Source organism: Pseudoalteromonas sp. ND6B (genome assembly GCF_000764215.1).
GTDB classification, from domain to species: Bacteria; Pseudomonadota; Gammaproteobacteria; order Enterobacterales; family Alteromonadaceae; genus Pseudoalteromonas; species Pseudoalteromonas tetraodonis.
Genome location: NZ_JQFL01000058.1, coordinates 22378 through 48134, shown reverse-complemented (window position 1 = coordinate 48134; position 25757 = coordinate 22378). Strand labels below are relative to the sequence as shown.

At 40.4% G+C, this 25757-nt stretch carries 21 protein-coding genes and 1 pseudogene; 10 read left to right on the top strand and 12 right to left on the bottom strand.

Going from position 1 to position 25757, the window contains the following annotated elements:
* Nucleotides 1–5: 5 nt before the first annotated feature.
* Together dapE and ND6B_RS05850 are read right to left on the bottom strand one after the other, a co-directional pair.
* Nucleotides 6–1214 (bottom strand): succinyl-diaminopimelate desuccinylase, encoded by a 1209-nt coding sequence (gene dapE / locus ND6B_RS05845; protein ID WP_033103846.1) that lies wholly within the window; start codon nucleotides 1212–1214, stop codon nucleotides 6–8.
* A gap of 71 nt (nucleotides 1215–1285) precedes the next feature.
* Nucleotides 1286–2704, bottom strand: a complete 1419-nt coding sequence (locus tag ND6B_RS05850) for an MATE family efflux transporter (protein ID WP_028835397.1) — start codon at nucleotides 2702–2704, stop codon at nucleotides 1286–1288.
* A 273-nt stretch (nucleotides 2705–2977) separates the two neighbouring features.
* Here ND6B_RS05850 and ND6B_RS05855 point away from each other — a divergent pair, with 273 nt between their 5' ends.
* A complete protein-coding gene (locus tag ND6B_RS05855) occupies nucleotides 2978–3631 on the top strand; it encodes an OmpW/AlkL family protein (RefSeq protein ID WP_013464458.1) in 654 nt (217 codons plus the stop codon).
* A 52-nt stretch (nucleotides 3632–3683) separates the two neighbouring features.
* Here the strand turns inward: ND6B_RS05855 and ND6B_RS05860 are convergent, their stop codons facing one another.
* Together ND6B_RS05860 and tyrR are read right to left on the bottom strand one after the other, a co-directional pair.
* Entirely contained in the window at nucleotides 3684–4220 is a 537-nt protein-coding gene (locus ND6B_RS05860; protein ID WP_016899430.1) for a thioesterase family protein, read from the bottom strand.
* A gap of 112 nt (nucleotides 4221–4332) precedes the next feature.
* Complete coding sequence (tyrR, locus tag ND6B_RS05865) at nucleotides 4333–5889, bottom strand: transcriptional regulator TyrR (protein WP_013464456.1); 1557 nt, start codon at nucleotides 5887–5889, stop codon at nucleotides 4333–4335.
* 742 nt (nucleotides 5890–6631) lie between these two features.
* On the opposite strand from tyrR, the gene ND6B_RS05870 reads away from it, so the two are divergent.
* From ND6B_RS05870 to ND6B_RS05890, 5 genes are all read left to right on the top strand, one after another.
* Complete coding sequence (locus tag ND6B_RS05870) at nucleotides 6632–8131, top strand: peptide MFS transporter (protein WP_013464455.1); 1500 nt, start codon at nucleotides 6632–6634, stop codon at nucleotides 8129–8131.
* A 539-nt stretch (nucleotides 8132–8670) separates the two neighbouring features.
* Nucleotides 8671–9717, top strand: a complete 1047-nt coding sequence (gene hppD, locus ND6B_RS05875) for a 4-hydroxyphenylpyruvate dioxygenase (RefSeq protein WP_016899429.1) — start codon at nucleotides 8671–8673, stop codon at nucleotides 9715–9717.
* A gap of 197 nt (nucleotides 9718–9914) precedes the next feature.
* Nucleotides 9915–11228 carry a fumarylacetoacetase gene (gene fahA, locus ND6B_RS05880; RefSeq protein WP_028835398.1) on the top strand — a complete coding sequence of 438 codons (1314 nt, stop codon included), beginning with the start codon at nucleotides 9915–9917 and terminating at the stop codon, nucleotides 11226–11228.
* 142 nt (nucleotides 11229–11370) lie between these two features.
* The gene (locus tag ND6B_RS05885; RefSeq protein ID WP_033103845.1) at nucleotides 11371–12534 is read left to right on the top strand and encodes a M23 family metallopeptidase; all 1164 of its coding nucleotides are present in this window, start codon (nucleotides 11371–11373) and stop codon (nucleotides 12532–12534) included.
* The gene (locus tag ND6B_RS05890; protein ID WP_013464451.1) at nucleotides 12524–13006 is read left to right on the top strand and encodes a bactofilin family protein; all 483 of its coding nucleotides are present in this window, start codon (nucleotides 12524–12526) and stop codon (nucleotides 13004–13006) included. Before ND6B_RS05885 ends, ND6B_RS05890 begins: the two co-directional genes overlap by 11 nt.
* A 76-nt stretch (nucleotides 13007–13082) precedes the next feature.
* On the opposite strand, the gene ND6B_RS05895 is transcribed toward ND6B_RS05890, so the two are convergent.
* Nucleotides 13083–13556 carry a hotdog fold domain-containing protein gene (locus ND6B_RS05895; protein WP_033103844.1) on the bottom strand — a complete coding sequence of 158 codons (474 nt, stop codon included), beginning with the start codon at nucleotides 13554–13556 and terminating at the stop codon, nucleotides 13083–13085.
* Between the two features lie 184 nt (nucleotides 13557–13740).
* Here ND6B_RS05895 and ND6B_RS05900 point away from each other — a divergent pair, with 184 nt between their 5' ends.
* The 4 genes from ND6B_RS05900 to ND6B_RS05915 all read left to right on the top strand — a co-directional run bounded on the left by ND6B_RS05900 (nucleotide 13741) and on the right by ND6B_RS05915 (nucleotide 18241).
* Nucleotides 13741–14916 carry a multidrug effflux MFS transporter gene (locus tag ND6B_RS05900; protein WP_013464448.1) on the top strand — a complete coding sequence of 392 codons (1176 nt, stop codon included), beginning with the start codon at nucleotides 13741–13743 and terminating at the stop codon, nucleotides 14914–14916.
* Nucleotides 14917–15141: 225 nt separating this feature from the next.
* Entirely contained in the window at nucleotides 15142–16983 is a 1842-nt protein-coding gene (locus tag ND6B_RS05905) for a S8 family serine peptidase (protein ID WP_033103843.1), read from the top strand.
* Nucleotides 16984–17128: 145 nt separating this feature from the next.
* On the top strand, nucleotides 17129–17761 hold the full coding sequence (locus ND6B_RS05910) for a LysE family translocator (RefSeq protein WP_033103913.1): 633 nt from the start codon (nucleotides 17129–17131) through the stop codon (nucleotides 17759–17761).
* Between the two features lie 15 nt (nucleotides 17762–17776).
* Nucleotides 17777–18241 carry a methylglyoxal synthase gene (locus tag ND6B_RS05915; protein WP_013464445.1) on the top strand — a complete coding sequence of 155 codons (465 nt, stop codon included), beginning with the start codon at nucleotides 17777–17779 and terminating at the stop codon, nucleotides 18239–18241.
* A 4-nt stretch (nucleotides 18242–18245) separates the two neighbouring features.
* Here ND6B_RS05915 and yegD read toward each other — a convergent pair whose 3' ends face one another.
* The 7 genes and pseudogenes from yegD to ND6B_RS05950 all read right to left on the bottom strand — a co-directional run bounded on the left by yegD (nucleotide 18246) and on the right by ND6B_RS05950 (nucleotide 25518).
* Complete coding sequence (yegD, locus tag ND6B_RS05920) at nucleotides 18246–19610, bottom strand: molecular chaperone (protein WP_033103842.1); 1365 nt, start codon at nucleotides 19608–19610, stop codon at nucleotides 18246–18248.
* Nucleotides 19611–19689: 79 nt separating this feature from the next.
* A complete protein-coding gene (locus tag ND6B_RS05925; RefSeq protein WP_033103841.1) occupies nucleotides 19690–20532 on the bottom strand; it encodes a DNA ligase in 843 nt (280 codons plus the stop codon).
* 34 nt (nucleotides 20533–20566) lie between these two features.
* Nucleotides 20567–20980 (bottom strand): annotated as a pseudogene (locus ND6B_RS05930) (HAD family hydrolase); the annotation flags it as partial.
* 220 nt (nucleotides 20981–21200) lie between these two features.
* Nucleotides 21201–21488, bottom strand: coding sequence for an HAD family hydrolase (locus tag ND6B_RS05935; protein ID WP_231485853.1), 288 nt, complete (start codon nucleotides 21486–21488; stop codon nucleotides 21201–21203).
* 104 nt (nucleotides 21489–21592) lie between these two features.
* Nucleotides 21593–21892 (bottom strand): hypothetical protein, encoded by a 300-nt coding sequence (locus ND6B_RS05940; RefSeq protein ID WP_016899420.1) that lies wholly within the window; start codon nucleotides 21890–21892, stop codon nucleotides 21593–21595.
* A gap of 115 nt (nucleotides 21893–22007) precedes the next feature.
* Nucleotides 22008–24296 (bottom strand): TonB-dependent receptor, encoded by a 2289-nt coding sequence (locus ND6B_RS05945; protein WP_028835403.1) that lies wholly within the window; start codon nucleotides 24294–24296, stop codon nucleotides 22008–22010.
* Nucleotides 24297–24645: 349 nt separating this feature from the next.
* Entirely contained in the window at nucleotides 24646–25518 is an 873-nt protein-coding gene (locus ND6B_RS05950; protein ID WP_033103840.1) for a mechanosensitive ion channel family protein, read from the bottom strand.
* Between the last annotated feature and the right edge of the window lie 239 nt (nucleotides 25519–25757).

Sequence of the window (25757 nt, the reverse complement as noted above, 5' to 3'; positions counted from 1 at the left end):
AATATTTATCTAATCTCCTCATTATTAGATTGGCTAAATATATGTACTAATAGTTGGGTGTATATTTTCTCTATTTGTAACAAGTCGCTAATGGGTACATGTTCATTAACTTGATGAATGGTCTGATTTAAAACCCCGCACTCTATCACTTGCGTGTTTTTACTTGCAAAAAACCGCCCATCTGAAGTCCCGCCGCTGGTACTAAGTACCGGATAGCTTCCGGTCACGTTAAATATTGCCTGCTCTAGCTGGGCGAGTAAGCAGCGCTCTGCCCTATGGCTTGTATAATAAGGTTCACATGGACGCTCCCATTGCACCGTTAAATATTCGTTTAAATCATTCAGTGCAGTAAGTACCAGCTGTTTCACATCTGTACTTTTATACCCATGGCTGTAGCGAATATTAAACGTAATATTACATTGAGCAGGCACTAAATTATCAAGCACGTTATCAATATTAATACCGGTTACTTGCAAGCTTGTTTTTGAGCTTGGCTCATCTAAAAGCCAATCAATTTGGGTTAATCTATTCACTACTTCAGCGCTGATATGCGCAGCATTGATGGTATTTTCAGGATAGGCCACGTGTCCTGCTTTTCCTTGAATAGTTAAACGCGCTGACAGCGCGCCACGTCGGCCATTTTTTATGGTGTCGCCCACTTGCAAATGACTTGTAGGCTCACCAACAATACAGCCATCAAGTACAACACCTTGTTGTGCTAGGCGTTTCGCAATCAACACTGAGCCATGCTCTGCCTCACCTTCTTCATCAGAGGTGATCAACCAATACAAGGTGCCCTGCTTTTGCTGCGCACTATGTATTAGCGACTGCGTTGCACTGAGCATGGCTGCAATGCCCCCTTTCATATCAGCGGCACCACGCCCATAAATCGCATCATTAATTATTTTTCCATCAAACGGATCAGCTAACCAGCCACCTTGCGCAGCAGGGACCACATCAATATGACCAGAAAATGCCACCACAGGACCTGCTCCAAAAGATATTTTAGCAATTAAATTAGTGACATTATGGGCACTAAACTGCTCAATGCTAAAACCTAAATCAGTTAGCTGATGTGCCAGCCACTCAACACCACCTGCGGAATTAGGCGTAATTGACTTAAAACGGATCAGCGTTTGTAAGTGACTGAGCGTTTTTAACTGTGGAATAGTTAAGTACGGCGCGGGTACTTTTTTGTTGATAGCTTTTGTCATAATAAACACACCTCGTTTTAGCAGTGTATTTATTACAACGACTTTTTATGACCGCATTATGAAAATACAGGCTAACGTGTGCCCTCTTCTATTAATGTTTCTCGTGTCACCTGCACAATGTGTTTATCTTCTTTGGTTAATCTGGTTTTTTTCCATGCGCCACGCATAAACCAAGCGAACGCTATCAGTGCGATGGTTATGTTCGTAATTGCAAACGAATACCATATTCCCTGATCGCCAAGCAAAGTGTGATTAGAAAGAATATAAGCGGCAGGAAACTGCACCACGCATTGTGATAATAACGCGATAATCATGGCATTAAGCATATTCCCAGAGGCACGAAAAGCAGCAACAATACAAAGCTGAACACCAATTCCCCCCCAGCTTAAACACATCACTTGAACAAACTGCGCGCCTTTATTTATTACACTGTTATCTTCGGGAATAAAAAATGCCACCAGCGTATCAGCATACAAGTAAGCAATGCCCCCAACAAAAGAAAGGCCTATTAATCCCCACATACTGGCAAGCTTCGTTATTTGCTCAGCCCGTTTAATATTGCCGGCGCCCATATTTTGCCCCACCAAGGTTGATACCGCCATTGATAAACCCATGGCAGGGATCATCACCATTTGCAAAATATTAGAGCCCACGCCATAAGCCGCAATGGTAACGGTTCCAAAGCTTGCCACTAAAAATGACATGATAATCAAGCCAAAAGCACGTGTTGATAATTCAATAGAGCCAGGCGCTCCTAAGAAAAAAGCCCGTTTCATATATTGCCAATCGGGATAGAAACTTTTTAGCTGTAATTGAATCCCATGGCGACCGCGTAAAAATATAATAATGCCCGCCAGCGCCGCTAAACTTTGTGTAACTAAAGTCGCCAGCGCAGCGCCCATAACGCCAAGCCCTTCAAAACGGCCATAACCAAAAATAAATAGCGGATCGAGAATAAAATTAAGTAACACGGTGGTGCTAACTATGATTAAAGGTACTTTAGTTTGCCCTATACCCCGCATTAGCGATTGGAACATAGCGTAAATAAACACAAAAATAACGCCAATAAAGGACACATGCATAAACTTAAGTGCATCACTGTAAACCGCCTGCTCAACGCCTAGCAGTTTTAAAAAGTATGGGGAAAGTACATAACCTAGAAGCCCTAACACTAAGGCGGTAAATGCAACCATTAACACCGTTTGCGCTGCAACATGGTTCACTTTATCTTGCTGACCTGCGCCCATGTATTGCGCCGATAATATAGCACCGGCCATTGCAAGCCCAGAGCCTATAGCAATGACTAAAAAAGTGATCGGGGTACTAATAGACACTGCAGCGACTTGGGTTGCTCCTAATCGCCCAACCCAAAATGCATCCGTAAGCTGATAAGCCGACTGCAATATATTAATGAGGATAATAGGAATACCTAATTTCAACAGCGCTTTAGCAATGGAGCCTTGAAGAAATAGTTGACCAGAGGGAGTCATGAGGTCGCTTACTTTTATTAAACCGTGAACATAGCCTTAGTTTAACAAAACTAGCTGATTATATTATGAATACTTCGTTTGCGGCTTGTATTTAAGTGATCAGTCAATAATTTTTAAGCACTAATTAAGTAAAAGTTTAATCTAAATCAATAAATAGAGGCTCTTTACTCATCCGCTTTTGAAACTTTGATCTAGAACAGGTTTTTATTTTTAACCTCGAGCAATAATAGCCTCAATCAACAAATAGTCACACAGTAGTTCACGGAGAACAACATGAAAACTAAACTAAGCATTGCAATACTTACTTCTTTACTGGCTCTTTCTCCTGCAGCACACGCTAACTTTAGTGTTAATGTTGGCGCAATTAATGTTAATCCAGATAACGATGGTTCAAAAATTAACGAAGCACCTACTCTAGGCTTAAAAGGCGACTCAGATACTCAGTTAGGTATTACTGTAGATTACGCATTTAACGACCAATGGGTATTAGAGCTTATTGCAGCAACGCCGTTTTCTCATGATGTAGAAGGTACTGGTGGTTTAGCTGGTAATAAAATTGCTGATATTAAACATTTACCACCATCACTGGTTGCACAATACCACTTTTTAGATAGCAGCTATGCACTTCGTCCGTTTGTAGGTGTGGGAATTAACTATACGACGTTCTTTGACGAACAGCCTTCTGCAGCACTTAAAGCAACGTTAGGAACTAACGATGTAGAAGTAAAACTAGATGATTCATTTGGTTTTGTTGCTCAAGTAGGTGCTAACTACAAGATTGATGAAAAATGGGGCCTACACGCTATGGTATCTATCATGGATATTGATACTGATGCGACTGTTTATGCTAATGGCGCAAAAGCATTAACATCAACCGTATCACTTGACCCTGTTGTTGCCATGTTTGGTCTTAAATACTCGTTTTAATAACGTTTATGTGTGTGTTAAAAAGGCCGTTAGGCCTTTTTTTTGCCTGTGTTTAGCGAGGTAAGTTATTTACTTTTTTTTGCTCAAGCATTTCTTTCCAGTGAATTATTTCAGCCGGTAAAATGGGTGCAACCCCGTCAAAGCCTGCAACCTCGAGCATATGCTCAACACTGACCACCCCTTTCTTACTTTTAAACACGCCGCGCACATAAGCAATGGCATGTAAGCCACGCTCTGAATGAAACTTTTGTTCAATGTAAAAGTATTTATGATCCCAGCCAACCAAACGCGTACTAATGGTAAAACGTTGCATTGGCTTAATATCGCGGATGTAGGTAATGGCTGTCGCATTAACAATAGGGAACCAACGACGTTTCATTATTTGCTTAAGCAAACCAACCCGTTCAGTCATCCAGGTACGCGACAAGTCCATCATCGCTAAATAGCGCGAATTGGTTAAATGCAAATTAATATCGCAGTCACTTGGTAATGCTTTGTAGTCTATATCAACCGTATCTAACAACGATTGATAGTCACGATTACGTTTAATTTTAAAAAATAACAGCAGCAGTCTAAAATATAAGTTCACAGTAGAGGTCTTACCAGTTGAGTTTTTATCAGTGTATCATAGCGATTGACTCCTTTGGTTGTTTTTAAACCAAGGAATCAATCACTAAATGAGGATGTTTGGGTATCTATTTTTAAACTTTAACCGTTTTGCGGTTAATGCCGTAATCACGCAATTTATTAGCCACAGCAGTATGACTTAGTCCCAAGCGTTTAGCTAACTGACGAGAGCTAGGATATGCAGGATAAAGCTTACGCAGTAAGGTGGCTTCAAAACGCTTAACCGCTTGATCAAGCGAGCCCTCAAAATCAGACTCTAAATAGCCTAAATCATGGGTAAACGTAGGTAACTGTAAATGTTCAACGCGCAGTTCACTGTCTTCTAACAACGATACCGCACGGTAAATCGCGTTTTCTAATTGGCGTACATTGCCAGGCCATGGGTAATCTTGTAAAAACGTTAAACATTCTTCAGATAACTCGGGGACTGTATGGCCATTTTGCTGCGCATATTTTTGAATAAAGTGTTCAGCAAGTGGCCCAACATCCGCTTTACGATCTCTAAGCGGCGCAATTTCCAGTGTTAATACATTAATTCGGTAGTATAAATCTTCTCTAAATACGCCCTCTTGAACCATTGCTGGTAAATCTTTTTGCGTGGCAGCAATAATACGCACGTTCACTTTAACTTCGTTTTCGTCGCCAACTTTTCTAAATGTACCGTCTTGTAAAAAACGTAGCAATTTAGTTTGTAGCTGCGTCGACATTTCACCTACTTCATCTAAAAATACCGTTCCACCATCCGCTTGTTCGAGTACACCACGTTTAGGCGCTGCGTTTTCTTCATACCCGGCATAACCGAATAGTTCGGACTCAGCAACATCATCTGGTAACGAGGCACACGATAAAGCAATAAATGGTTTTACTGAGCGGTTAGATGCATAGTGACAAGCTCGTGCTAGCAACTCTTTACCCGTCCCCGTTTCACCCGTAATAAGAATGGGAGCTTCAAGTTGCGCCATTTTTCGCGCTTCGCGAACCACACGGCGCATCGCCGTGCTAAAGTTATGAATAGTCGCGAAGCTTTCTTGGCCATAACGCCTAAAAGCACTCACTTGCTGACCTAAACGGCTTTGCGATTTTATATTAATTACCGCGCCCGCTAACACATCGCCTTCGCTGCCTTGAGGGACCGCAATAGGCAGAATATCAGCAATAAAATCTTCACCTGCTACTTCAACACGCGTGGTTTGCCCCAGTACTTCTTTGCCCTCTAACCAACGGGTAAAGTTAAAGCCTTTGAGCAAATTATTAATATTAGCACCGGTGACTTCTTTTTCTGTGAGTTGTAAATCTTTGCAGGCTGCGTCGTTACACAGGCGCACCCACCCTTTAGCATCAATAGATATAACGCCATCAGGAAGTGCTCTTAATAAGGTGTTAAGTTCGTTGTGCTCACGTTCAGACGGTAAAAACGCGGTTGTGCGTACATCATGTACACCATCGATTAAGCGAATAGACGGCATGATTTTTTGAAATTGTTCAAATTCAATCTCAGGAAAACTCACATACATACGACAATTTACTGAGTCGACTTCAATCCCTTTTAAGTCAACATTGTAGCTAACTAAAATATTAAGAATCTCTTGAGCAATACCAACTCGGTCTGCACAGTGAATATCTAAACGCATACACCCTCAGGTAAGGAAAAACTAGTTGGCGTGAATAATACGCTAACTCTGTTTACGAGCATAGTTTATTGTAAAGAAATTTGGACGAAAAAATGTTTTTTTACTAACTAGAGGGCTTTTTCAAGCACTTAACGAATTCAAGCTTGGCTGTTCACTAAAAGTCGGGGTTATTGCAACTCAATTTAGTCAAGCTGGCCTTGTATAAATTATATACTGCAATGAGCGAATCATTACTGTCCATACGCCAATATTCGCTCATGTTTAATCTAAGCGGTGATTATTAAATTAAAGTAGTAAAGGTTAACTATTATTAAAAATTTAGTAGCTGTAACTACCCGTAAAACAAAGCTTTTATTTGTTTTTTAAGGCGTGTTCAAACAATATAAAAGGTAACTTTGCAATGACAATGTTACCTATGATGTTAAAGATATTTTTTGATAAGTTTAGGTGTTTACTGCAGCAAATAGGGGTTCACACACTGGTATTTAACAATTACATAACCGATGTATGATAGCGCGCTCAACGCTTCCCCTCGCACAAAGGTCTATGTATACTTAGGCGCAATTGTAACTAGGATAAGGGTGTGACGCTTACCTAAACGTATAGCTGCGTTTAGCAAACCATTACCTTAGCTGCATAAAAACACTGATGATCGAGCATTTATTATACTTTTTATGAGTAAAAATTTAGCTAAATAAAAAACCACAAGGTCATCAAAACAATAATGAATTAGGAAGTAAATATGAGTTCAAATTCTGACAGTGGCTGGTTTGGTCACCCTAAAGGACTTTCAACCCTGTTTTTCACAGAAATGTGGGAACGAATGAGTTACTACGGTATGCGAGCGATGCTCGTATTATTTATGACAGCAAGTTTACAACAAGAAGGCCTAGGATTTACCGTTGCTTCTGCTGCTGCAATTTATGGCTTATACACAGGTTCAGTATACTTTTTAGGTTTACCTGGTGGTTGGTTAGCAGATAGATTGTTTGGTGGCCAAAAAGCAGTATGGTATGGCGGTATTATTATCATGTGTGGCCATATTATCTTAGCCGTGCCACATGAATATTCATTTTTCATTGGTTTGATCTTTGTTGCAACAGGTACTGGTTTACTTAAACCTAATATAAGTGCCATGGTTGGTCAGCTTTATACTGACGAAGATGAGCGCCGTGATGGTGGTTTCGCTATTTACTACATGGGTATTAACTTAGGTTCTTTAATTGGTTACTACGTGTGTGGTTACTTTATGGAAAACGTAGGTTGGCACTGGGCATTTGGTGCCGCGGCTGTCGGTATGGGTATTGGTTTAATTCAATACAAGCGTACACTTAAAAACTTACCAGATCACAGCGCCTTACCTGCTAACCCATTAAGTCCTAAAGGTACTTCGCGCGCATGGGGTGGTATTGCTGCATTTGTTATCGCGACCGCCGGTGTTACCGCTGCTGCGATGACGGGTGCTATTGTCATTAACCCATCGATTGTTGCAGGATACACCGCAGTTATATTTACTGTTATCTTTTTCGTTTACTTTGGCCTTATATACTTCAAAGGCAAACTAACCGATGCTGAAAAACAAAGAATGTGGGCGCTATTTTTAGTCTGTGTCGCTTCAGCCTGTTTTTGGTCTGGCTTTGAACAAGCCGGTTCTTCATTAAATCTGTTTGCTCGTGACTACACAGACCGTCTGGTTGGCACATTTGAAATTCCAACGACCTGGTTCCAATCTCTAAATTCATTGTTCATTATTGCGCTATCACCATTCTTTGCCGCTTTTTGGATTAATTTATCTAAAAAAATGGTCTCGCCTACTTACAGCGTAAAATGTGCGTTGGGCCTCGTTATTATGGCTTCAGGCTTTTTAGTAATGTTTATGGCAGCACACTATGCCGCTGAAGGCTTAAAAGTAGCACCTTATTGGCTTGTTACTACGTATTTCTTACACACAGTGGGTGAGCTTTGTTTAAGCCCAGTTGCATTGAGCGCTGTAAGTAAGTTATCGCCTCGCCGCTTTACTGGTCAAATGATGGGGGTATTCGTACTTACATACTCTATAGGTAACGTTATTTCAGGATTACTTGCTGGTAACTTTGATCCTAACAATGTTGAAGAAATCCCGAACCTTTACCTACAAATTGCCTTATTTAGTATCGGTGTAGGTATCATCTTAGTACTGATGAGTTTTAAAGCTAAAATATGGGAAAAACAAGGTTTAGAACAAACCGCACCAACACAATAATTTAGATTTATCACACGCATAATTATGAGCTTTGATAAATGATATCAAATACCTCCTGTAGTTAACTGCAGGGGGTATTTTTATGGCCGCTAGATTAAACCACACAATTTTTACATTCAGCCGTTTATTATTTATACCTCATCACTGTGCAAAACGAGTTCATAGCAGCAAACCATCAATACTCTTTGTTTTTATATATATCGCAGCTAACCAAACTCATTAAAAGTGTAAATAATAAAATACAAAAACCGCACTTTTTTTAGCGCAAAAAAACTAAAAACACATATAAATAAATTAAATTAAACTATTAATAATCAATAACTTAACAAGAAAATATGCACTTTTATCTCGCTACCTAATTTTTACTTTCACCTGCTCGTATGTAAATAAACAACATACTTTGATAACCGTCTCGTAAAATTTACACACGCGCTATTTACTAAATAACAACACCCTCTTCCCCAAAACACTAATCTGGTTAATCATGCAGGCAATACGATAACTAATAATCGCAGTGCTTAATTGCGGGAGTAATTATAATGAGTGAAGTAAATAACCCTTTAGGTTTGGTTGGTATTGAATTTACCGAGTACGCAACACCCGATGCCGATTACATGGATAAAGTGTTTACCGATTTTGGTTTTTCAAAGTTAAAAAAATTCAAAGGTAAAGACATTGTTTATTACAACCAAAACGATATTCATTTTTTACTAAATAATGAACGCGATGGTTTTTCAGCTGAATTTGCTAAAAATCATGGCCCAGCAATTTGTTCTATGGGTTGGCGCGTAGAGAACGCTCAAGCGGCTTTTGAAGCAGCGGTTGAGCGTGGCGCTAAGCCTGCTACTGATGCAGCAAATAAAGACTTACCGTACCCTGCCATTTACGGCATTGGCGACAGCTTAATATACTTTATTGAACAGTTTGGCGATAAAGGCTCTATCTACGCAAACGACTTTGAAGATTTAGCTGAGCAAAACGTCGTTAATGATAAAGGGTTCTTACGTATCGACCACTTAACTAACAACGTTTATAAAGGCACAATGGAAACATGGGCTAACTTTTATAAAGACGTGTTTGGTTTTACCGAAGTGCGCTACTTTGATATTAAAGGCCAAAAAACAGCCTTACTCTCTTATGCATTAAAATCACCTTGTGGCACTTTCTCTATTCCAATCAATGAAGGTAAAGGTAACGACAATAACCAAATTGATGAATACCTAGGCGAATACAATGGCCCAGGTGTACAGCATTTAGCCTTTTTAACTGATGACTTAGTGAGCTCACTTGATAAGTTAGATAAATCAACTATCGCAACTTTAGATATTATCCCTGAGTACTACGATACTATTTTTGACCGTGTACCATGGGTTAAAGAAGACAAAGAAAAGATTCGTGAGCATCAAATCCTGGTTGATAGCCAAAGCGAAGATTGCTACTTATTGCAAATTTTCTCTAAAAACTTATTTGGCCCTATCTTCATTGAGATGATTCAACGTGTTGACGATGGTGGCTTTGGTGAAGGTAACTTCCAAGCGCTGTTCGAATCAATCGAACGAGATCAAGAACGCCGCGGCGTTTTATAATTAAAATTATGACTCTAAAAAGCAGCGTATTTCGCTGCTTTTTGTCGTTTAATCGTAGCTAAGAGAGCTTATCTCTCTTTGCGTGTTTAAATCGCGCTTTTCATCACCATATAACTAGTAGATATTTAAAACTTGCTGGTGCTATGTTCTTATTTAATAAATTGATATGCGCGACCAACTAAACCAAAGGAAATGTAATGAGTTTAATTAACGAAACCCATGATATAAATTTAACTAGCTGGGTTGCATCAGCGAATGATGCACAATGTGACTTCCCTATCCAAAATCTACCTTTTGCCGAAGTACGTCGCAAAAATAGCAACGAAGCTTTCCGAGGCGCGGTTGCCATTGGCGATCAGGTTATTGATTTAGCAAAAGTAAATGAACTCGCTATTTTTAGTGGCGATGCTCAAGTCGCCATTGCTGCAGCAAGTAAACCTACACTAAATGAGTTTATGGGTCTGGGTGAGCAATATTGGTCAGCCCTACGTTTAGCATTATCGAAAGCATTACGTGAAGGTTCTGAGCATCAAGAACAACTTACACACGCACTTATTGCGCAAAGCGAGATTGAATTTGCTCTGCCGTGTCGCATTGGCGATTACACCGACTTTTACACCTCGATTTATCATGCTACGGCCGTAGGTAGTTTATTCCGCCCTGATAACCCACTGCTACCGAATTACAAGTGGGTACCGATTGGTTATCACGGTCGTTCGTCATCTATTGGCGTATCTGGTCAGCAGTTCCATCGCCCTAAAGGACAAACTAAAGCGCCAGACGCAGAAGTACCTTCATTTGGTCCGTGTAAGCGTCTTGATTACGAGCTTGAACTGGGTATTTACTTGGGTAAGGGTAATGAGCTGGGTGATGCTATTGCCATTGAAAATGCTGAAAAACATGTGTTTGGCTTTTGTGTTTTCAACGATTGGTCAGCACGTGATTTACAAGCATGGGAATACCAACCGCTTGGTCCATTTTTAGCAAAAAACTTTGCATCAACCGTGTCACCATGGATTGTAACTACCGAAGCACTTGCACCATTTAGAACAAGCTGGACGCGTGATGAAAATGATCCGCAACCATTGGAATATTTAGAATCAACGGCTAACCGTGATCAAGGCGCATTTGATATTCAAATGGATGTTAAAATTCAAACGCAAAAAATGCGTGATGAAGGCTACAACCCAACACAAGTGTCTAAATCTAGCTTTAAGCATTCATACTGGACTGTGGCACAAATGGTGACTCACCATACGGTAAACGGTTGTAACTTTATGCCAGGCGACATGCTGGGCTCTGGAACGCAATCAGGCCCAACTCATGAAGAAGCAGGTTCATTACTTGAGCTTTCTCGTGGTGGTAAAGAAAAAATCACCTTAAGCAACGGCGAACAGCGTAGCTTCTTGGAAGACGGCGACAACGTGATAATGCGTGGCTGGTGTGAAAAAGAAGGTTTTGCACGTATTGGCTTCGGCTGCGTGGAGAGTACGGTATTGCCAGCAAAATAATTTTAAAATCAATAAACTAGTAAAAAAGGGTGGCCGAATAAGCCGCCCTTTTTTATTAATTAAGCCATAGTTACAATTTTTTTCTGGCTTTTTTAGTTGAAATTGCTATCTTGAATCCGTTAATAGCCAGTAAATATGTGACATGTCTGTATTCATAAAATCTTTTTTTCATAAAAACTTCCCAGCTCGCCAGCTGCTTATTCGCCAAAATGGCGAAGTAAAGCATGTGGTTTTGGCACCATGGTTACAAGTTTCTGTACTCGCTATTATTATCACCGCTATTGTGTGGATGAGTCTCTCTAGTATTCGTGTGTATATGCAAACACACCAAATATCTCATATCGAACAAACTCAACTTGATAAGCAAGCGCAGTGGCAACAAAAAGTAAAGCAGCAGCAGCAACGCTATGCATTACAACAAGAACAGTTAGCTGAACTAGAACAAAAACAAGCTTTATTACAAGGTATGATTGAATCATTGCCTGCTTCTATTAGCAAAGACGCCATTAAATTAGAGGGTGAGCTTGACTCCTCCCCTATAAATGAGAGCGAGAGCGAATTCCATGAACCGCTCGAAGATGACAAGTCACAAAACAAACAGGCCCACAATAACGCCACCAGTTTTGAGCAGCGCTATACTTTACTAAATGAACAATACGATACTAATTTTACCTTATTAGCTGCGCAAATTAATCAACGCCACGACGCTATTTTAGAAATATTGCAAGACACAGGTCTCGAAAATGCACTCGCACAGCACCTCGCATTAGCGGCACAAACAACGGCGCAAGGTGGCCCGCTGGACATACTTGATGAAAGTAAAATACCCAATACATTTTTAGCAATTGCCGATAAGTTGCTTGTTTTAAATCAGCTAGAAAACTTTTTAACCGCCTTGCCGAACACATTACCCTTACCTGCCGCAAAATATTATATTTCGAGCAACTTTGGGCTTCGAAAAGATCCCATGAATAAAAGACGCGCATTTCATAAAGGCGTTGATTTAGCTGGCTGGCATAAAACAGAAATTTTTGCCCCTGCCGATGCAACGGTACGTCGAGCTGGCCGCAATGGTGGTTATGGTAACTTTATTGAATTAGAACATAAAAATGGCGTTGTAACGCGCTTTGGTCACTTAAACAAAGTTAATGTTAAAAAAGGCCAAGTTGTTGCAAAGCACGATGTCATTGGTTTAATGGGCAGTACCGGAAGAAGTACAAGTACTCATTTACACTATGAAGTATTAATAGACGACAAGCATGTCAATCCACTAAAAATAACAAAGGCGCTTTCTCGTGTTTGGTAAAAATAAACAAGCAAAAACGGACTCATCAATCAAGCGAGTGAGTCATACTCCCTCAATTATTTCTAACGATGTGCGTATTACGGGCTCTTTAGTTAGCCAAGGTGAAGTGCAACTCGATGGACGCATTGACGGTGATATTAAAGCTGAGCATTTAGTTATCGGCTCCTCCGGTGTTGTTGAAGGCGTTGTTGAGGCTAGCAGCGTTGTTGTTAAAGGTAAAATCATAGGCTCTTTAAATGCAAGCGAAGTGAAGATCGAAAATAATGCCCATGTCCTTGGCGATATTTTTCATGACACACTAAGCATAGAAGCCGGTGCGATTATTGAAGGTAGTTTAAAGCAGCGCTTTGAAAAAGAAGTCATTGAGCATGCTAAAGATAAACCAAAACCGGTTAACGATGTAAAAGCCATTGTTGATAATGAAGACAGTGGCCTTTCGTTTGTAAACAAGTCGTCTACTGCAAAAAGTTAAACCTGAACAAAAAATGGTTTAGTCAATAAACTAAACCATTGTTTTTAATACTTTATATAAAAATATAATTTAGCAATTACTTCTTCTTTGTGATGTACATGGTTATATCTGCAGTAAACACCAACTCATTTCGGGTATTATAAAGCTTTACCGGCACCACTAAATCTTCTTTATCAATCCATTGATGAGGCAACTCAATTTCAGCAATCGCAGTAACGTCTGTGTCTACCTTAGCTAAATATTGTACTGTCATACCCTTAGGTATCCAGCGGTGTGTTTTATGCGGTACCGTCGCATCCACCATCACTCCAGCACACAGCTCAGCCAAATTACATTGAGCAATCGCATGAATTGTCCCAATGTGATTATGTACACGACGTGTGTTTTTAACCACAGCACTACAGTGCCCTGCTTTTAAATCTAAAATAGTGGGTTTCATAGAGCCAAAATAAGGTGCCTTGAAACACACGGCTTTGCTGAAAAGCCAGTTACCGTATGGCCATTTTTTAAATTTATGCCATGTTTTTATTAATGCAGACTCATTACTCATTATTATTTTTCCATTGTCTTTGCTTAAAAAGCAAATTAACACATCGGATCAGTTTAAAGAAGTGTGATACTTAAACAAAAATAATCATAATAAGGTTAAAAGTAGGTAAGTTGGCTGATACATCGGCCATAAGCCCTTTCTTTTTCATCAGTCGCCACTTAAAATACCGACAAAAGGAGACCTGATGCATACACAGCCCGCTAAACCCAATTTTACTTTATTACTTATCTTAGCGTTACTCGTCATTTTTTGTCCGATGGGCATTGATATTTACCTGCCTGCCTTTCCCACTATCGCAGAGCAATTCTCAGTGAGCGAAAAGCAAGTACAGCAAACGGTGGCTATTTTTATGCTTACTGTTGGTTTGGGGCAGTTAATTGCAGGTCCACTCGCTGATCGTTTTGGCAGAAAGCCCGTCGCCTTAACTGGGGTCGCTTTGTATGGACTGGCGGCATTGGGTGCATATTATGCTCCTAGCTTTTTAGTACTGATGTTTGCTCGTGCTATTCAAGGGTTAGGCGCGTGCGCTACCTTTGTTGTCGCTTTTGCAATAGTAAGAGATAAGTTTGGTAGTGAACGCAGTGGCCAAATAATTACCTATCTAAACGGTATAGTTTGCTTTATTCCAGCATTAGCGCCCATTTTAGGTGCTTGGCTAACCGTACAGTTTGGTTGGCAAATGAACTTTCTATTTTTAACCGGTTTTGCATTACTGGGGTTTATTGTCACTTTGTTCTTGTTTAGGGAAACACGACCAGCAGACAGTCATTACCAGGGGCATATTTTAGATTTAAGACGCTTTTTCCCCATCATTTCAACTCCATTATTTTTATTTAATAGCTTGTTATGTATGGTCACTATGTCAGCTATATTGGTGTTTGTAACACTGGCTCCCGGTTGGCTCATTACTGAATTAGGTGGCAGCGTAGCCGACTTTACCTTTTGGTTCTCGCTCAATGCAGTGCTTAGTATTCTTGCTAGTTTTATTATGCCTATTTACATTAAACGTCAACCTAAAAGAGCCTTAAAAATAGGCCTTTTAGTGCTAGTGAGTGCCGGCTTACTTATGTTGTTATTAAGCCAATATAAAACGCCATTGGCATTAATGATCCCTATGTTCATTGCAGCATTTGGTTTTGCCTTGACACTTGGATCTGCCGCTGGGCGTGCTTTGAGTTTATTTCCTAAACAAGCAGGCACCGCCTCTGCTCTTTTGGGAGCAATGCAAATGAGTGGAGCAAGCTTATTGGTTTTTATTACTCAATACTTAAACTTATCAACCCCAGAGCTTATTGGTACGCACTTTCTATTATTAATTCCTTTTTGTTATTTACTGTTTCGTTATGCTAAATATGCTTAGCCACTAACGCATTTTCAATACTTCTCTCATTTTGGCTAATTCAGGTGCTACTTGATTAGCCGCCCCTAACCCAAACAAAACATATATTTTTTGTTTAAAAATAATTAATTTTTAGTTAAATAATTTCGTTTTTGTAGATAAAACACCTTGTTTTTTGCTTTTTATTATTTTAATGTCGGTTTAAGTTAACAAAAGGTTAACCAATTAATTCTAGGATATTATAATATGAAAAAGAATAAACTCGCCTTAGCATTAGTTCTTACTGGTATTTTTGCAGCCGGAACTGCCCATGCTGCAAACGATCGCTTCATCATTCAAGTTGATAATAATAAAAAAGGTGTTGTTAAAGCGCTTACTAAAAAACTAGGTGGTGAGATTAAAGTAGATGGTAATGGATTTATTGCCGCAAAATTTACTGGTCAAGATTTAAGTAGCTTAAAAGGCCTACTCAACAACCCACATATTAAACTCATTGAAGAAGATCATAAGCGTGTACCTATGTCATTATTTAACGATGATGTAGGCGATGCAATGCAGCAGCAAATTACGCCTTATGCCGTTTATCAATCACAGGTTGATCAAGTAACTTTTGATGCCAATGCAGGCATGAAAGTCTGTGTTATCGATTCCGGCTTAGATAGCTCAAACCCTGACTTTATTTGGGGCAACATCACCGGTGATAACGACAGTGGCACCGGTAATTGGTTTGATAATGGCGGCCCACATGGTACTCACGTAGCCGGTACAATTGGTGCTGCAGACAACAACCTTGGTGTGGTAGGTATGGCACCGGGTGTGGCAATGCACATTATTAAAGTATTTAACGAATCAGGCTGGGGTTACTCATCTGACTTGGCTCAAGCAGCAGATTTATGTTCTCAAGCAGGTGCGAACATTATTAGTATGAGCTTAGGGGGCGGCGGCTCAAACAGTACAGAATCAAATGCGTTTGCTAACTTTACCAATGCAGGCGGCCTTGTTGTTGCTGCCGCGGGTAATGATGGTAATAACGTACGTTCTTATCCTGCAGGCTACCCGTCAGTTATGATGGTTGGTGCTAATGATGCCAATAATCAAATTGCTGATTTTTCACAATTCCCAAGTTGTTCATCAGGTCGTGGTAAACGTGCAACAAACGATGAAACCATTTGTGTAGAAGTAACAGCCGGTGGTGTTGATACGCTATCAACCTACCCTGCAGGTATGGCTACAGCAGCGAGTATGTCAGCCGATGGCACAGCATATAATTCATCAGCAATGGAAAATGCAGGTCAAGTCACGGCGAGTGCCTACTTTATGGGGACCGGCGAAACAGTTGATCCAGCAGCGGCTGGTAAAGTATGTATGATTGACCGCGGCGTTGTTTCATTTTATGACAAAGTTGCTAACTGTGAAAACTCAGGCGGTTTAGGTGCGGTTATTATCAACAATGAAGCCGGCATGTTATACGCAACACTAGGTGATACCAACGATACTTCAATTCCTGCTGTAGGCGCTGCATTTGAAGATCGTAGCGCATTAGTTGCTAGTACAAACGTGACAATTAATATTGGCGCAACTGATTATGGTTTTATGAGTGGAACGTCAATGGCAACGCCTGCAGTTTCAGGTATTGCTGCGCTAGTATGGTCTAACCATAGCGACTGTACAGGCACAGAAATTCGCGATGCGTTAAAAGCAACTGCGCAAGATCAAGGGGCTGCTGGTCGTGATGATTACTTTGGCTATGGTATTGTAAAAGCGGCAGACGCTGATGCTTACCTTACAGCAAACGGCTGTGCGGGTGGCGATACTGGTGGTGTTGATCCAGAGCCAGGCGTAGATGATATCTCTCTTAGCGCTTCAGGTTACAAATCAAAAGGCACTAAATTTGTTGATTTAAGTTGGAATGGCGCAGCAACAAGCCAAGTTGATATCTACCGCAATGGTAGCAAAGTCATTACCACTGCAAATAATAATGCCTACACCGACAGTATAAATACTAAAGGGGGTGGTACGTATACATATCAAGTATGTGAAGCGCTGAGCACTACGGTGTGTTCAAATAATATCACCGTTAGTTTTTAATAAATTTAGCACTTCGTTATGTTTAAAAGTATAACGGCTAGTTTTATAACAACTTAGTATCCTCAACTTAGCGGGCAATATGCCCGCTTTTTATTTTTCTCATTGCTTGATAAAATCACTTACCACTTCTTTTTCGTACTATTTAATGATCAACCCTGACTTTTTGCTCTCATTTTTACTCGCCAGCTTTTTAATGGCCGTTGCGCCTGGGCCATCAAACGCGTTTTTAATGGCACAAACATTTGCTAACGGGCGAAAAGCAGGTATGCAAAGTGCTTTTGGCTTTGCCTTAGGTGGCGTAGTACATACATTTTTTGCAGTTATTGGTTTAAGTGCTATTTTAAAAGCCTCTGAAACAGCCTATGCCAGCGTACAATATGCAGGTGCAGCCTATTTATGTTACTTAGGTTTTATGATGCTTAAAGGCACGTTTATGCCACCATCTTGTGAGCAAAGCGATAAACCGCATGTTACAACCAATAAAAACAAAAATGTCATGTTTCAAGCCATGATGACAGAAGTGCTTAATCCTAAGGTGGCTTTGTTTTTTATTGCTTTTATCCCACAATTTGTTGACCCTAGCTTGTCATCTGCAACCTTTCAGCTGGCATTTTTTGGGCTACTTTATCCAATCTTTGCTTTTCCGATTGACTGCACGTATATTTATTTCGGCGATAAAATAGCTCAATTTTTTAGAAATCACCCAAATAGCCAGCTCTGGATTGATAGGTTCACAGGCATTGTATTTATTGCCTTGGCTATCAATTTATTACTCTAACTAATAAGAATCAGCATGGATCAAAAAATACAATCTCTACCTGCGCAAAAAAATATAGCCTTAGTAGCACATGACGGCAAAAAAGCCGCGCTTAAGTTATGGTGTGAAAAACATAAGGCCACTCTAAGTAAACACACTTTATATGGCACAGGGACTACTGGGCATTTAATTGAGAAAACAACAGGGCTTGATGTTATTCAATTATTAAGTGGCCCTATGGGCGGCGATCAACAACTCGGGGCGAAAATAGCGGAGCATGAAATACATGTATTAGTCTTTTTTTGGGACCCTTTAGCCTCGCAACCTCATGATCCTGATGTTAAAGCTCTGCTACGTTTAGCTGCTGTGTGGAATATTCCTGTGGCGTGTAATGAAGTGAGTGCCGATATGCTACTTAGCTCACCATTAATGGATATAGAGCTTGAGCGAACATTGCCAGATTACGAAAAATACCTCGCAACCCGACAAATATCTCTATAGCAGCTTACTTATAAAGCATGCTGGCCCATTTAGTAAGGCCAGCAGTTACACTACCAAAGTGATCACCGTTCACCATTTTTATGTTGCCTAAATGCTCACTCAACGCCGCTTTAATTAATGGAGACTGTGCACTTCCTCCCGTTAAGTAAATCACATCGGGAGTGGTATTCGCATCAGTAATTGCCTGTTTAGCCAAGGTAACAATCTGACTAATGCTATCGTCAACAGCAAGCGCTAAATCAGCGACTGAAATATCTTTGCTTAATGAGTTATCTAAAAAGGCTAAATCACAATTAAAACTATTTGCGGATGTTAATGCAATTTTAGCCGCTTCAGCTTGTTGAACTAATTGGTGACCTTGCTTATTTTGCTGTAAGTGAATAAGTCGTTTATAAAGTTCAGGAGCGCTGACATCGCGTAACTGCGCACTGAGTTCACGATAATGCTGGGCACTATAAAACTGGCTCTGTAAATTCACATCGTTAATTTTACAAGCTTGCCAAAATGGTTGATTAGGTAGTGGTAAACCTGACTTAAACGTACTGCCAAGCCCGAGTAACGGCATTAAACCATGGTAGCTCAAAGCAATATCTAAATCGTTTCCGCCTACTCGCTTTCCGCTATGCGCTAAAAAGTCTGCATCTCGTTGTTGCTTATTCCTAAAACTTGGCCCCATTTGTACAAATGAGCAGTCACTGGTACCACCGCCAATATCAATCACCAATACTTTTTGGTCTTGCGTTAAATCACTTTCATAATCAATCCCAGCCGCGAGTGGCTCATATAAAAACTCAACATCTTTAAAGCCCGCCCGGTTTGCTGCGCGTGTTAAAATACCCACGGCTTGTTGGTTTGACTGCTCACCACCGACCGCTTGAAAATTCACTGGGCGCCCAATAACAGTTTGGCTCAGCGTATACCCTAACGATAATTCAGCACGTTGTTTTATTTTTAAAATCATTGCTGTAGCAATATCTTCAAAAAAATTGATTTGCCCTTGCTTTAAGCCCGTTGCGCCAAAAAATGATTTAGGGGATTTTACAAAATAACCCTCTTCAGGAAATTGTACATATTCACTAATTGCCTCACGGCCAATAAATAGAGTGTCGTCGCCGGCTTGTAAGTCTAGGTCTGATTTAATTCGCGGGAGTGTATTAAGTAAGGGTTGGCGCGCGGTTTTATAGGCATGCTCATGCTCTGAGCCATGCAAATGCTGCGCAACAAAATCAACGACTAAGGCGCTATGATGAGTGTATAAAGTTGATGGAAGATAATGTTTGCCTTGCTCTAAAGGGATAAGCTGAACACGCTCTTCGTTTAAAACACCCATAGCACAATTAGAACTACCATAATCAAAACCAACAAACATAGATCACCAAACATTACCAAAAAGGCCGCGCAATTTAGCATAATTGCTAAAAAATATATACTGAATTGGCCTACACTCTTTATTTTTCGGGTCTTTCTCGCAAAAAGCTAGCAAAACGCGGTAAACCATTTTTAGTGTACCCGTGGTATCGATAAGTGATTATTGAACCAATGGCTGGCGGACGCCTGCGTTCTTCATCACTAAAGCCCGTGCCAATAGAAAAGGTTACGCCTTGCTTGGTTTGCACTCGCAATGCCCCGAGCATACCTGTGTATTTACCTTTACCTGGTAAATGTTCAATAACTAGCGCTTCAGCATCCAAATAAGGTTTGAGTTTTAACAATGCACTAGAGCGACCACTCGAATGCTTAGCCTCTGCTAAATGAAGCATAACGCCCTCCCCGCCTTGTTTGGTGACCTCATTAAAGTAATCACTTAGTTGCTGATTGTCGCTAAATTGATATTGCTTAACCGCCTTAATATGGGGGCTATTTAACTTAGTAATGAGTGACAGGTAATTTTGATAGCGACGATGAAAAGGCGTGCTTGTATCTGGCATATCAAATACTTGATAAGTCACTGTTTGCCAGAGTAAGTCGTTGGGTATTTTTGTTCTAACAATACCACTGAGAACAGAAAATTGCCCCCGCTTGGTCCATAACTCACCGTCTAACCAAACATCAGGCAAAGGGGCGGTAAACCACTTAGGAGGATTAATTGGATTACCTTGGCGGGTAACAAATTGTTTCCCCGTCCATATTGCTCTAACGCCGTCAAACTTTTCACTCACCAAATATTGGCGAATATCGTTATGCTTAGTTTCATCATAAACATCAGCGAGTTGCACCTGCGGCAATTGCGCTAATAAACTCGCACTAAAAAGCGTTAAAAAAATAAATAGGTATCTTTGAATAGTAACCATAACTGCATCCTTGCAAATTTAAATATGGCTTAAACTATAGTTGAGATTGAAGCCATTGCCAAAATTCTTCAAGGTTATCCATTTGCTGTGTTGCTTTACTGAAGTCGTGCTGCTCGGTGTGCTTATTAGCAATCGCTACAACGGCTAAGGCTGCATTATTTGCTGCTGTTACGCCAGTGAAGGTATCTTCAACGGCAATCGCATTTTTTGCAGCGACCTGCATATTTTTAAGTGCTAATAAATAGGGATCACCGGCAGGCTTTGGATTGGTTACATCGTCTTTTGTAACCACCGTATCAAATAAATCATAAAACCCTAATCCTTTTAGTATTGGCTCAGCTTCATGGCGTGCGCTGCCTGTTACTAACGCCATTTTTAAGCCTTGCTCTTTAACCGCGAATAAAATATCTGCAGCATAAGGCATTAAAGGCGGTAAATTGGTTTTAACGTTTGCTAGGGTCTGTTGATCTTTCAAGGTTAAATTTGAAGCAGACTATTTGGTATTTAGGCAAGGCAGAGCCTATGTGGTGTGGTTACTCCCCATAAATAGGCGATAACGCAGCATCAATGCCAAATAGGCGTTGCCCGAAGGGTTCTGCCTAGGGGCGATTAACTCTTTGTTGCTCGGCTTTGACTTAGCCCACTAGGTTACAAACCTCGCGCCGCGATTAAATCGCCCCTAGCTTGAACAAATTTAAATCTGCAAAGGTCAACAGACCCTTAAACAAACGGTATTTTTCATCCGCTAAATAGCGACTACTCACAGACAAGTTATGGGTTTGTTTTATTTCCTTTGCAGCGTCAATCGTGGGGCGCCCAGAAAAGCGCTGGCAAAAATCATCTTCGTCATAACGCACACCAAAAGGCGCAAGTAATTGGCTCCAACAGATATAATGCACACTTTCAGAATCAACTAACGTGCCATCCATATCAAATAATACCGCTTCAATAGACATACTTTCTCCTTGTTGTTTAGCTGTTTAGCTGTTTAGCTGTTTAGCTGTTTAGCCTATGCCCTGAATATTAAAAAAGGTGCCTAAGCACCTTTCATTAATGTGTGTTACTCAGTCAAGCCTGCTGGCGGCTCAGCATAAGCGTCTTCACCGGTATTTACATCAACTAACTCGTAACCACGGGCTTTGCGCATCACTTTAAGTACGGGTTTTTCAAATGCTGTTTTTAAGCGCTCAGCATCATCTTTTAGTTCATCTAACGAAGTACCAAACGGCGCTGCCCCCGTTTCTGACCAGTTAGTTACTTTACCATTTAGGTTATATTCGACTTCATGTATTTGATATTGCGCCGCTTCATCTTTGGTTGCTTCACAAAAAATTACACGGTAATTCCAAAATCCAGCCATTACTTTTTCTCTTTAATAAACATATGAGCGCTACTTTAGCAGCTCTACAAAAATAAAAAAGCCTGCACTAGGCAGGCTTTTATCAATAATTACAATTTAACGTTAAATTTTTCGATTAGAAAAAGTTAACTTTAAATTCAGCACCAATGTAACGCTCTTCGTTAACCATTGCTGTGTTGTTGTTGAAATCAACACCACCAATCGCTTGTTGCTCGTCAAATAGGTTACGCACGAATGCTGATACTTCATATTCGTAGTCGCCTTGTGCCCATGCATAACCAGCACGTAGGCCTACTTCTGTTAGTGGCTTACCTTCAAACTCAACTGATTCATATAAGAAAAAGTCAATTTCACTACGGTAAGACACATCAGCGTAAGTGAAGAATTCACCTTCAGCGAGTTCTTTAGTGTAACGAAGTGTGATGTTAGAGATCCACTCTGGAGCATGCGGTAAGCTGTTACCATCTAAAATAGCACGGTCTTCAGGACCAAATGCACCTGGTACTTGGAACGTAGGATCAGTAACAGTACATTGTGCACACACAGCAACGGCTAAATCTTTGTCTTTAAGCTCGGTTTTGTTGTAGCTTAAGTTAAACGTGGCATTTAGCTCATCCGTTAACACCCACTCAGAATCAATTTCGAAACCGTAGCCAGTTGTTTTATCAGCATTTAATAAGCGGTTAAAGTTAGCACCACCACCTACAGCCGTTAGCTGTTGGTCGTCCATGGTGTAATAAAATACCGTTGCGTTAACACGGCCTTGGCCATCTAACACATCAGATTTAATACCTGTTTCAAACGAAGTAACAGTCTCTGAATCAGCAACGGTTACTTCATCACCAAATAAGATACGACCTTGAAGACTCGGTGCACGGAAACTGTTAGCAATGCGGCCATACCAGTTTACGTCATCATTGACTTTGTAGTTAGCCGATAAATCCCAGCTTACGTGATCATCGCTTACATTTTTTTCAATGTAAGTCGCAGCACCACCTACAGGGCTAAGCGTACGATTTGCTGAGAACTCTTTCTCATCGTCAGAGTAACGCAGGCCTGCTGTTACTTTTAAATCATCAGTAATGGTGTAATCAACTGAGCCAAACACAGCCCATGCTTTAGTGTCTTGCTGTTGGCTAACAAACCCATTTAATACGCCATTATTAGCCGTATCATAGCTAAAGTTTTCAATCGTTAATGCTTCGTCGAAGTAAAAAACACCCACCTGGTAATTTACATCGCCAGCAAAGTTGCTTGATAAACGTAACTCTTGCGTGTATTGGTCTTGGTCTGGAATACCATCAGCACTTTCTGAAGAAAAAGGAATAAAACCAGGACCCATAGCTACTGGAACATCATTGATAGAGAATCCACCGTAACCACCATCAATGTCAGCACGAGAGTAAATTTCTGCACTTTCCCAACCAGAGATTGACGTTACTGTGTGGTTAGCTAAGTCCCACTCAAGTTTAAGGCTTGCACCTTGTGATTCCACTTGTTGCGTCGCACGCGATGCGGCATCGTGGTAAACCACATCATTTTCAAAATCATCAACTAAGTCGTTAGTGCCAGGCTTGATAGTATTGGCACGAAAGGCAATTGGAGAGCCATCTAAATCACGGACATGGTAGTTAAATAATCCAGTGAAATCGTCACCTTCATATAAAAATTGAATACGTGCAGCTTGTTCAGTGTAACCACCTAAGGCATCTTTTTGTTCAAAGCCCGGTGCACGATTATCAATATAATCGTCTTTGTCTTGCCAAAGTACTGAAACACGCGTTGATAAACGGTCTGTTAATGAACCACCAACAGCGCCTTCAAAATCAACTGCGCCACGGCTACCATATGATACAGAGCCATAACCTTCAAATTCTTGACTTGGTTTAACAGTATCAAATTTAACTAGACCAGCAGGCGTATTACGGCCGAACAACGTACCTTGTGGGCCACGAAGCACTTCAACACGGGCTACGTCAAATACAGGGAAACCTTTTAAAATAGCATTTTCTTGTACAATTTCATCAACCACAAGTGACACAGGCTGTGAAGCATTCAAATCGAAATCAGTGTTACCTAAACCACGTACATAAAAGCGTGGGAATGAACGACCAAATGAAGATTCAATAGATAAACTTGGGATTTTCGCATTCATAAAACGAATATCCATACCAGCTGAGCTGTAAGCATCTAAACTGTCGCCTTGCAGGGCTGAAACAGCAACAGGTACTTCTTGAGCGTTTTCTACTCGTTTACGAGCAGTTACTTGAATAACTTCTAGTTGGTTCTTCTTAGCAGTAGTTTCTTGCTCAGCAGCTAGGGCTGAAATTGAAGTACCTGCTACGGCAGAGAACAACGTTGCATTGATAAGGGTTGCTAACGTAGATCTTTTCATTGCTTTCATGTCGGGGTTAACCTTTTTAGTGCACTCTTGTTCAACGGTTGATGTGTTGCGCAATTAAATAATTACGGATTCAGTCAATTTTTCGCGACTTGCTCTATGCGGCGCGGACCTTATTACCGAGAGTACAAAAACGGCATAAATAAGGCTGACTGAATACGCGAGATTATACCATGCTGTAATTAATTTACCGCATGCTGAGTGTTAAAAATATAAACTTATTTTTAACACTTAAGCGCACTATCCCGACTTTTAGTGTACTTTTAGCAACTAAACAACCAAAAAGCGGACATATGTCCTTACAATGAATTGTTAAAAAATGTGGCAAAATAACGCGGCACTTTTTTAAATACTACTTTTTCACTAATGAACGTGTGAGTGCAATTTCACCATCAATATGAATATCTCGCTGCGGGAACGCAATAACCACATCGTGTTGTTCAAACACTTCATAAATACTAAAGCGAATATCACTGCGCACTTGTCTTAAGCGAGTTTCAGATTCAGCGCACACCCAAAAAATAGCATTAAAGACCAGCGAGCTGTCGGCAAAGTCATCAAACAACACCGTTGATTGGGGCGTTGTTAATATTGCTTCATGTTCATCTAATACTTGCTGAATTAACTTTTTAACCAGTAATACATCAGAGCCATAAGCTACGCCTACGCTCACGGATGAGCGCGCATTGCCATCAATAAGCGTCCAGTTTGTAACCGTATTTTCTAATAAATGGCTATTAGGGATCAACATATGCACCCCGTCGTTTCTGCGAATGCGGGTAGAGCGAGTGTTAATAGTTTCAACCACCCCTTTTGCAGTGCCAACTTCTAGAAAATCGCCAATACGGATTGGCCGCTCCCACATTAATATCCAGCCGCTAATAAAGTTATTAATAATATTTTGTGCACCGAACCCCACACCAATGGCAATCGCACCCGATACAAAGGCAAATGCGGTTAGTGGAATGTTGAGCACCTCAAGGGAAGTAAAAAGTAAAATCGCAATACTTAAAATAAAATAAAAACGCGTGAATAAATGCACTGCATCTGGGCTCATTTTTCGAGCAAGTAATGACTTCTTAATCAATTTACCAATACGTGTAACCACAAACCACATAGTAAATAAAATCAGTGGGACTTGAATGACTTTAGCAACCGTAATATGTACGTCGTTATAACTAAACAGCACAAAACCTAGTATGTCGTTAATTTGTTCTATATTCATGATTATTCCATATAAAAATAAGCTAGCAGTTAGTAAATCAGTAAATGCTAATAATTGAGTGAGTCTAGCATGTGGTTAAATTAAATAAGTAACAGTCTGTTTAAAATAATGACGGTAAAACAACCGTAATTGCCTCGTGTCGACATGCTTGCATTGACCTTGGGGTAATTTGGGCTGTGTACTGCTGCTTTTATCTACTAAAGCTGTTTTTGCAATCTAATTTGCGTTTAAATCCTGCT

Bases quoted from the DNA above. Each gene is read 5' to 3' on its own strand.
- dapE (WP_033103846.1), bottom strand. From the start codon at position 1,214: ATGACAAAAGCTATCAACAAAAAAGTACCCGCGCCGTACTTAACTATT.
- ND6B_RS05850 (WP_028835397.1), bottom strand. From the start codon at position 2,704: ATGACTCCCTCTGGTCAACTATTTCTTCAAGGCTCCATTGCTAAAGCG.
- ND6B_RS05855 (WP_013464458.1), top strand. From the start codon at position 2,978: ATGAAAACTAAACTAAGCATTGCAATACTTACTTCTTTACTGGCTCTT.
- tyrR (WP_013464456.1), bottom strand. From the start codon at position 5,889: ATGCGTTTAGATATTCACTGTGCAGACCGAGTTGGTATTGCTCAAGAG.
- ND6B_RS05870 (WP_013464455.1), top strand. From the start codon at position 6,632: ATGAGTTCAAATTCTGACAGTGGCTGGTTTGGTCACCCTAAAGGACTT.
- hppD (WP_016899429.1), top strand. From the start codon at position 8,671: ATGAGTGAAGTAAATAACCCTTTAGGTTTGGTTGGTATTGAATTTACC.
- fahA (WP_028835398.1), top strand. From the start codon at position 9,915: ATGAGTTTAATTAACGAAACCCATGATATAAATTTAACTAGCTGGGTT.
- ND6B_RS05885 (WP_033103845.1), top strand. From the start codon at position 11,371: ATGTCTGTATTCATAAAATCTTTTTTTCATAAAAACTTCCCAGCTCGC.
- ND6B_RS05895 (WP_033103844.1), bottom strand. From the start codon at position 13,556: ATGAGTAATGAGTCTGCATTAATAAAAACATGGCATAAATTTAAAAAA.
- ND6B_RS05900 (WP_013464448.1), top strand. From the start codon at position 13,741: ATGCATACACAGCCCGCTAAACCCAATTTTACTTTATTACTTATCTTA.
- ND6B_RS05905 (WP_033103843.1), top strand. From the start codon at position 15,142: ATGAAAAAGAATAAACTCGCCTTAGCATTAGTTCTTACTGGTATTTTT.
- ND6B_RS05910 (WP_033103913.1), top strand. From the start codon at position 17,129: ATGATCAACCCTGACTTTTTGCTCTCATTTTTACTCGCCAGCTTTTTA.
- ND6B_RS05915 (WP_013464445.1), top strand. From the start codon at position 17,777: ATGGATCAAAAAATACAATCTCTACCTGCGCAAAAAAATATAGCCTTA.
- yegD (WP_033103842.1), bottom strand. From the start codon at position 19,610: ATGTTTGTTGGTTTTGATTATGGTAGTTCTAATTGTGCTATGGGTGTT.
- ND6B_RS05925 (WP_033103841.1), bottom strand. From the start codon at position 20,532: ATGGTTACTATTCAAAGATACCTATTTATTTTTTTAACGCTTTTTAGT.
- ND6B_RS05935 (WP_231485853.1), bottom strand. From the start codon at position 21,488: ATGTCTATTGAAGCGGTATTATTTGATATGGATGGCACGTTAGTTGAT.
- ND6B_RS05940 (WP_016899420.1), bottom strand. From the start codon at position 21,892: ATGGCTGGATTTTGGAATTACCGTGTAATTTTTTGTGAAGCAACCAAA.
- ND6B_RS05945 (WP_028835403.1), bottom strand. From the start codon at position 24,296: ATGAAAGCAATGAAAAGATCTACGTTAGCAACCCTTATCAATGCAACG.
- ND6B_RS05950 (WP_033103840.1), bottom strand. From the start codon at position 25,518: ATGAATATAGAACAAATTAACGACATACTAGGTTTTGTGCTGTTTAGT.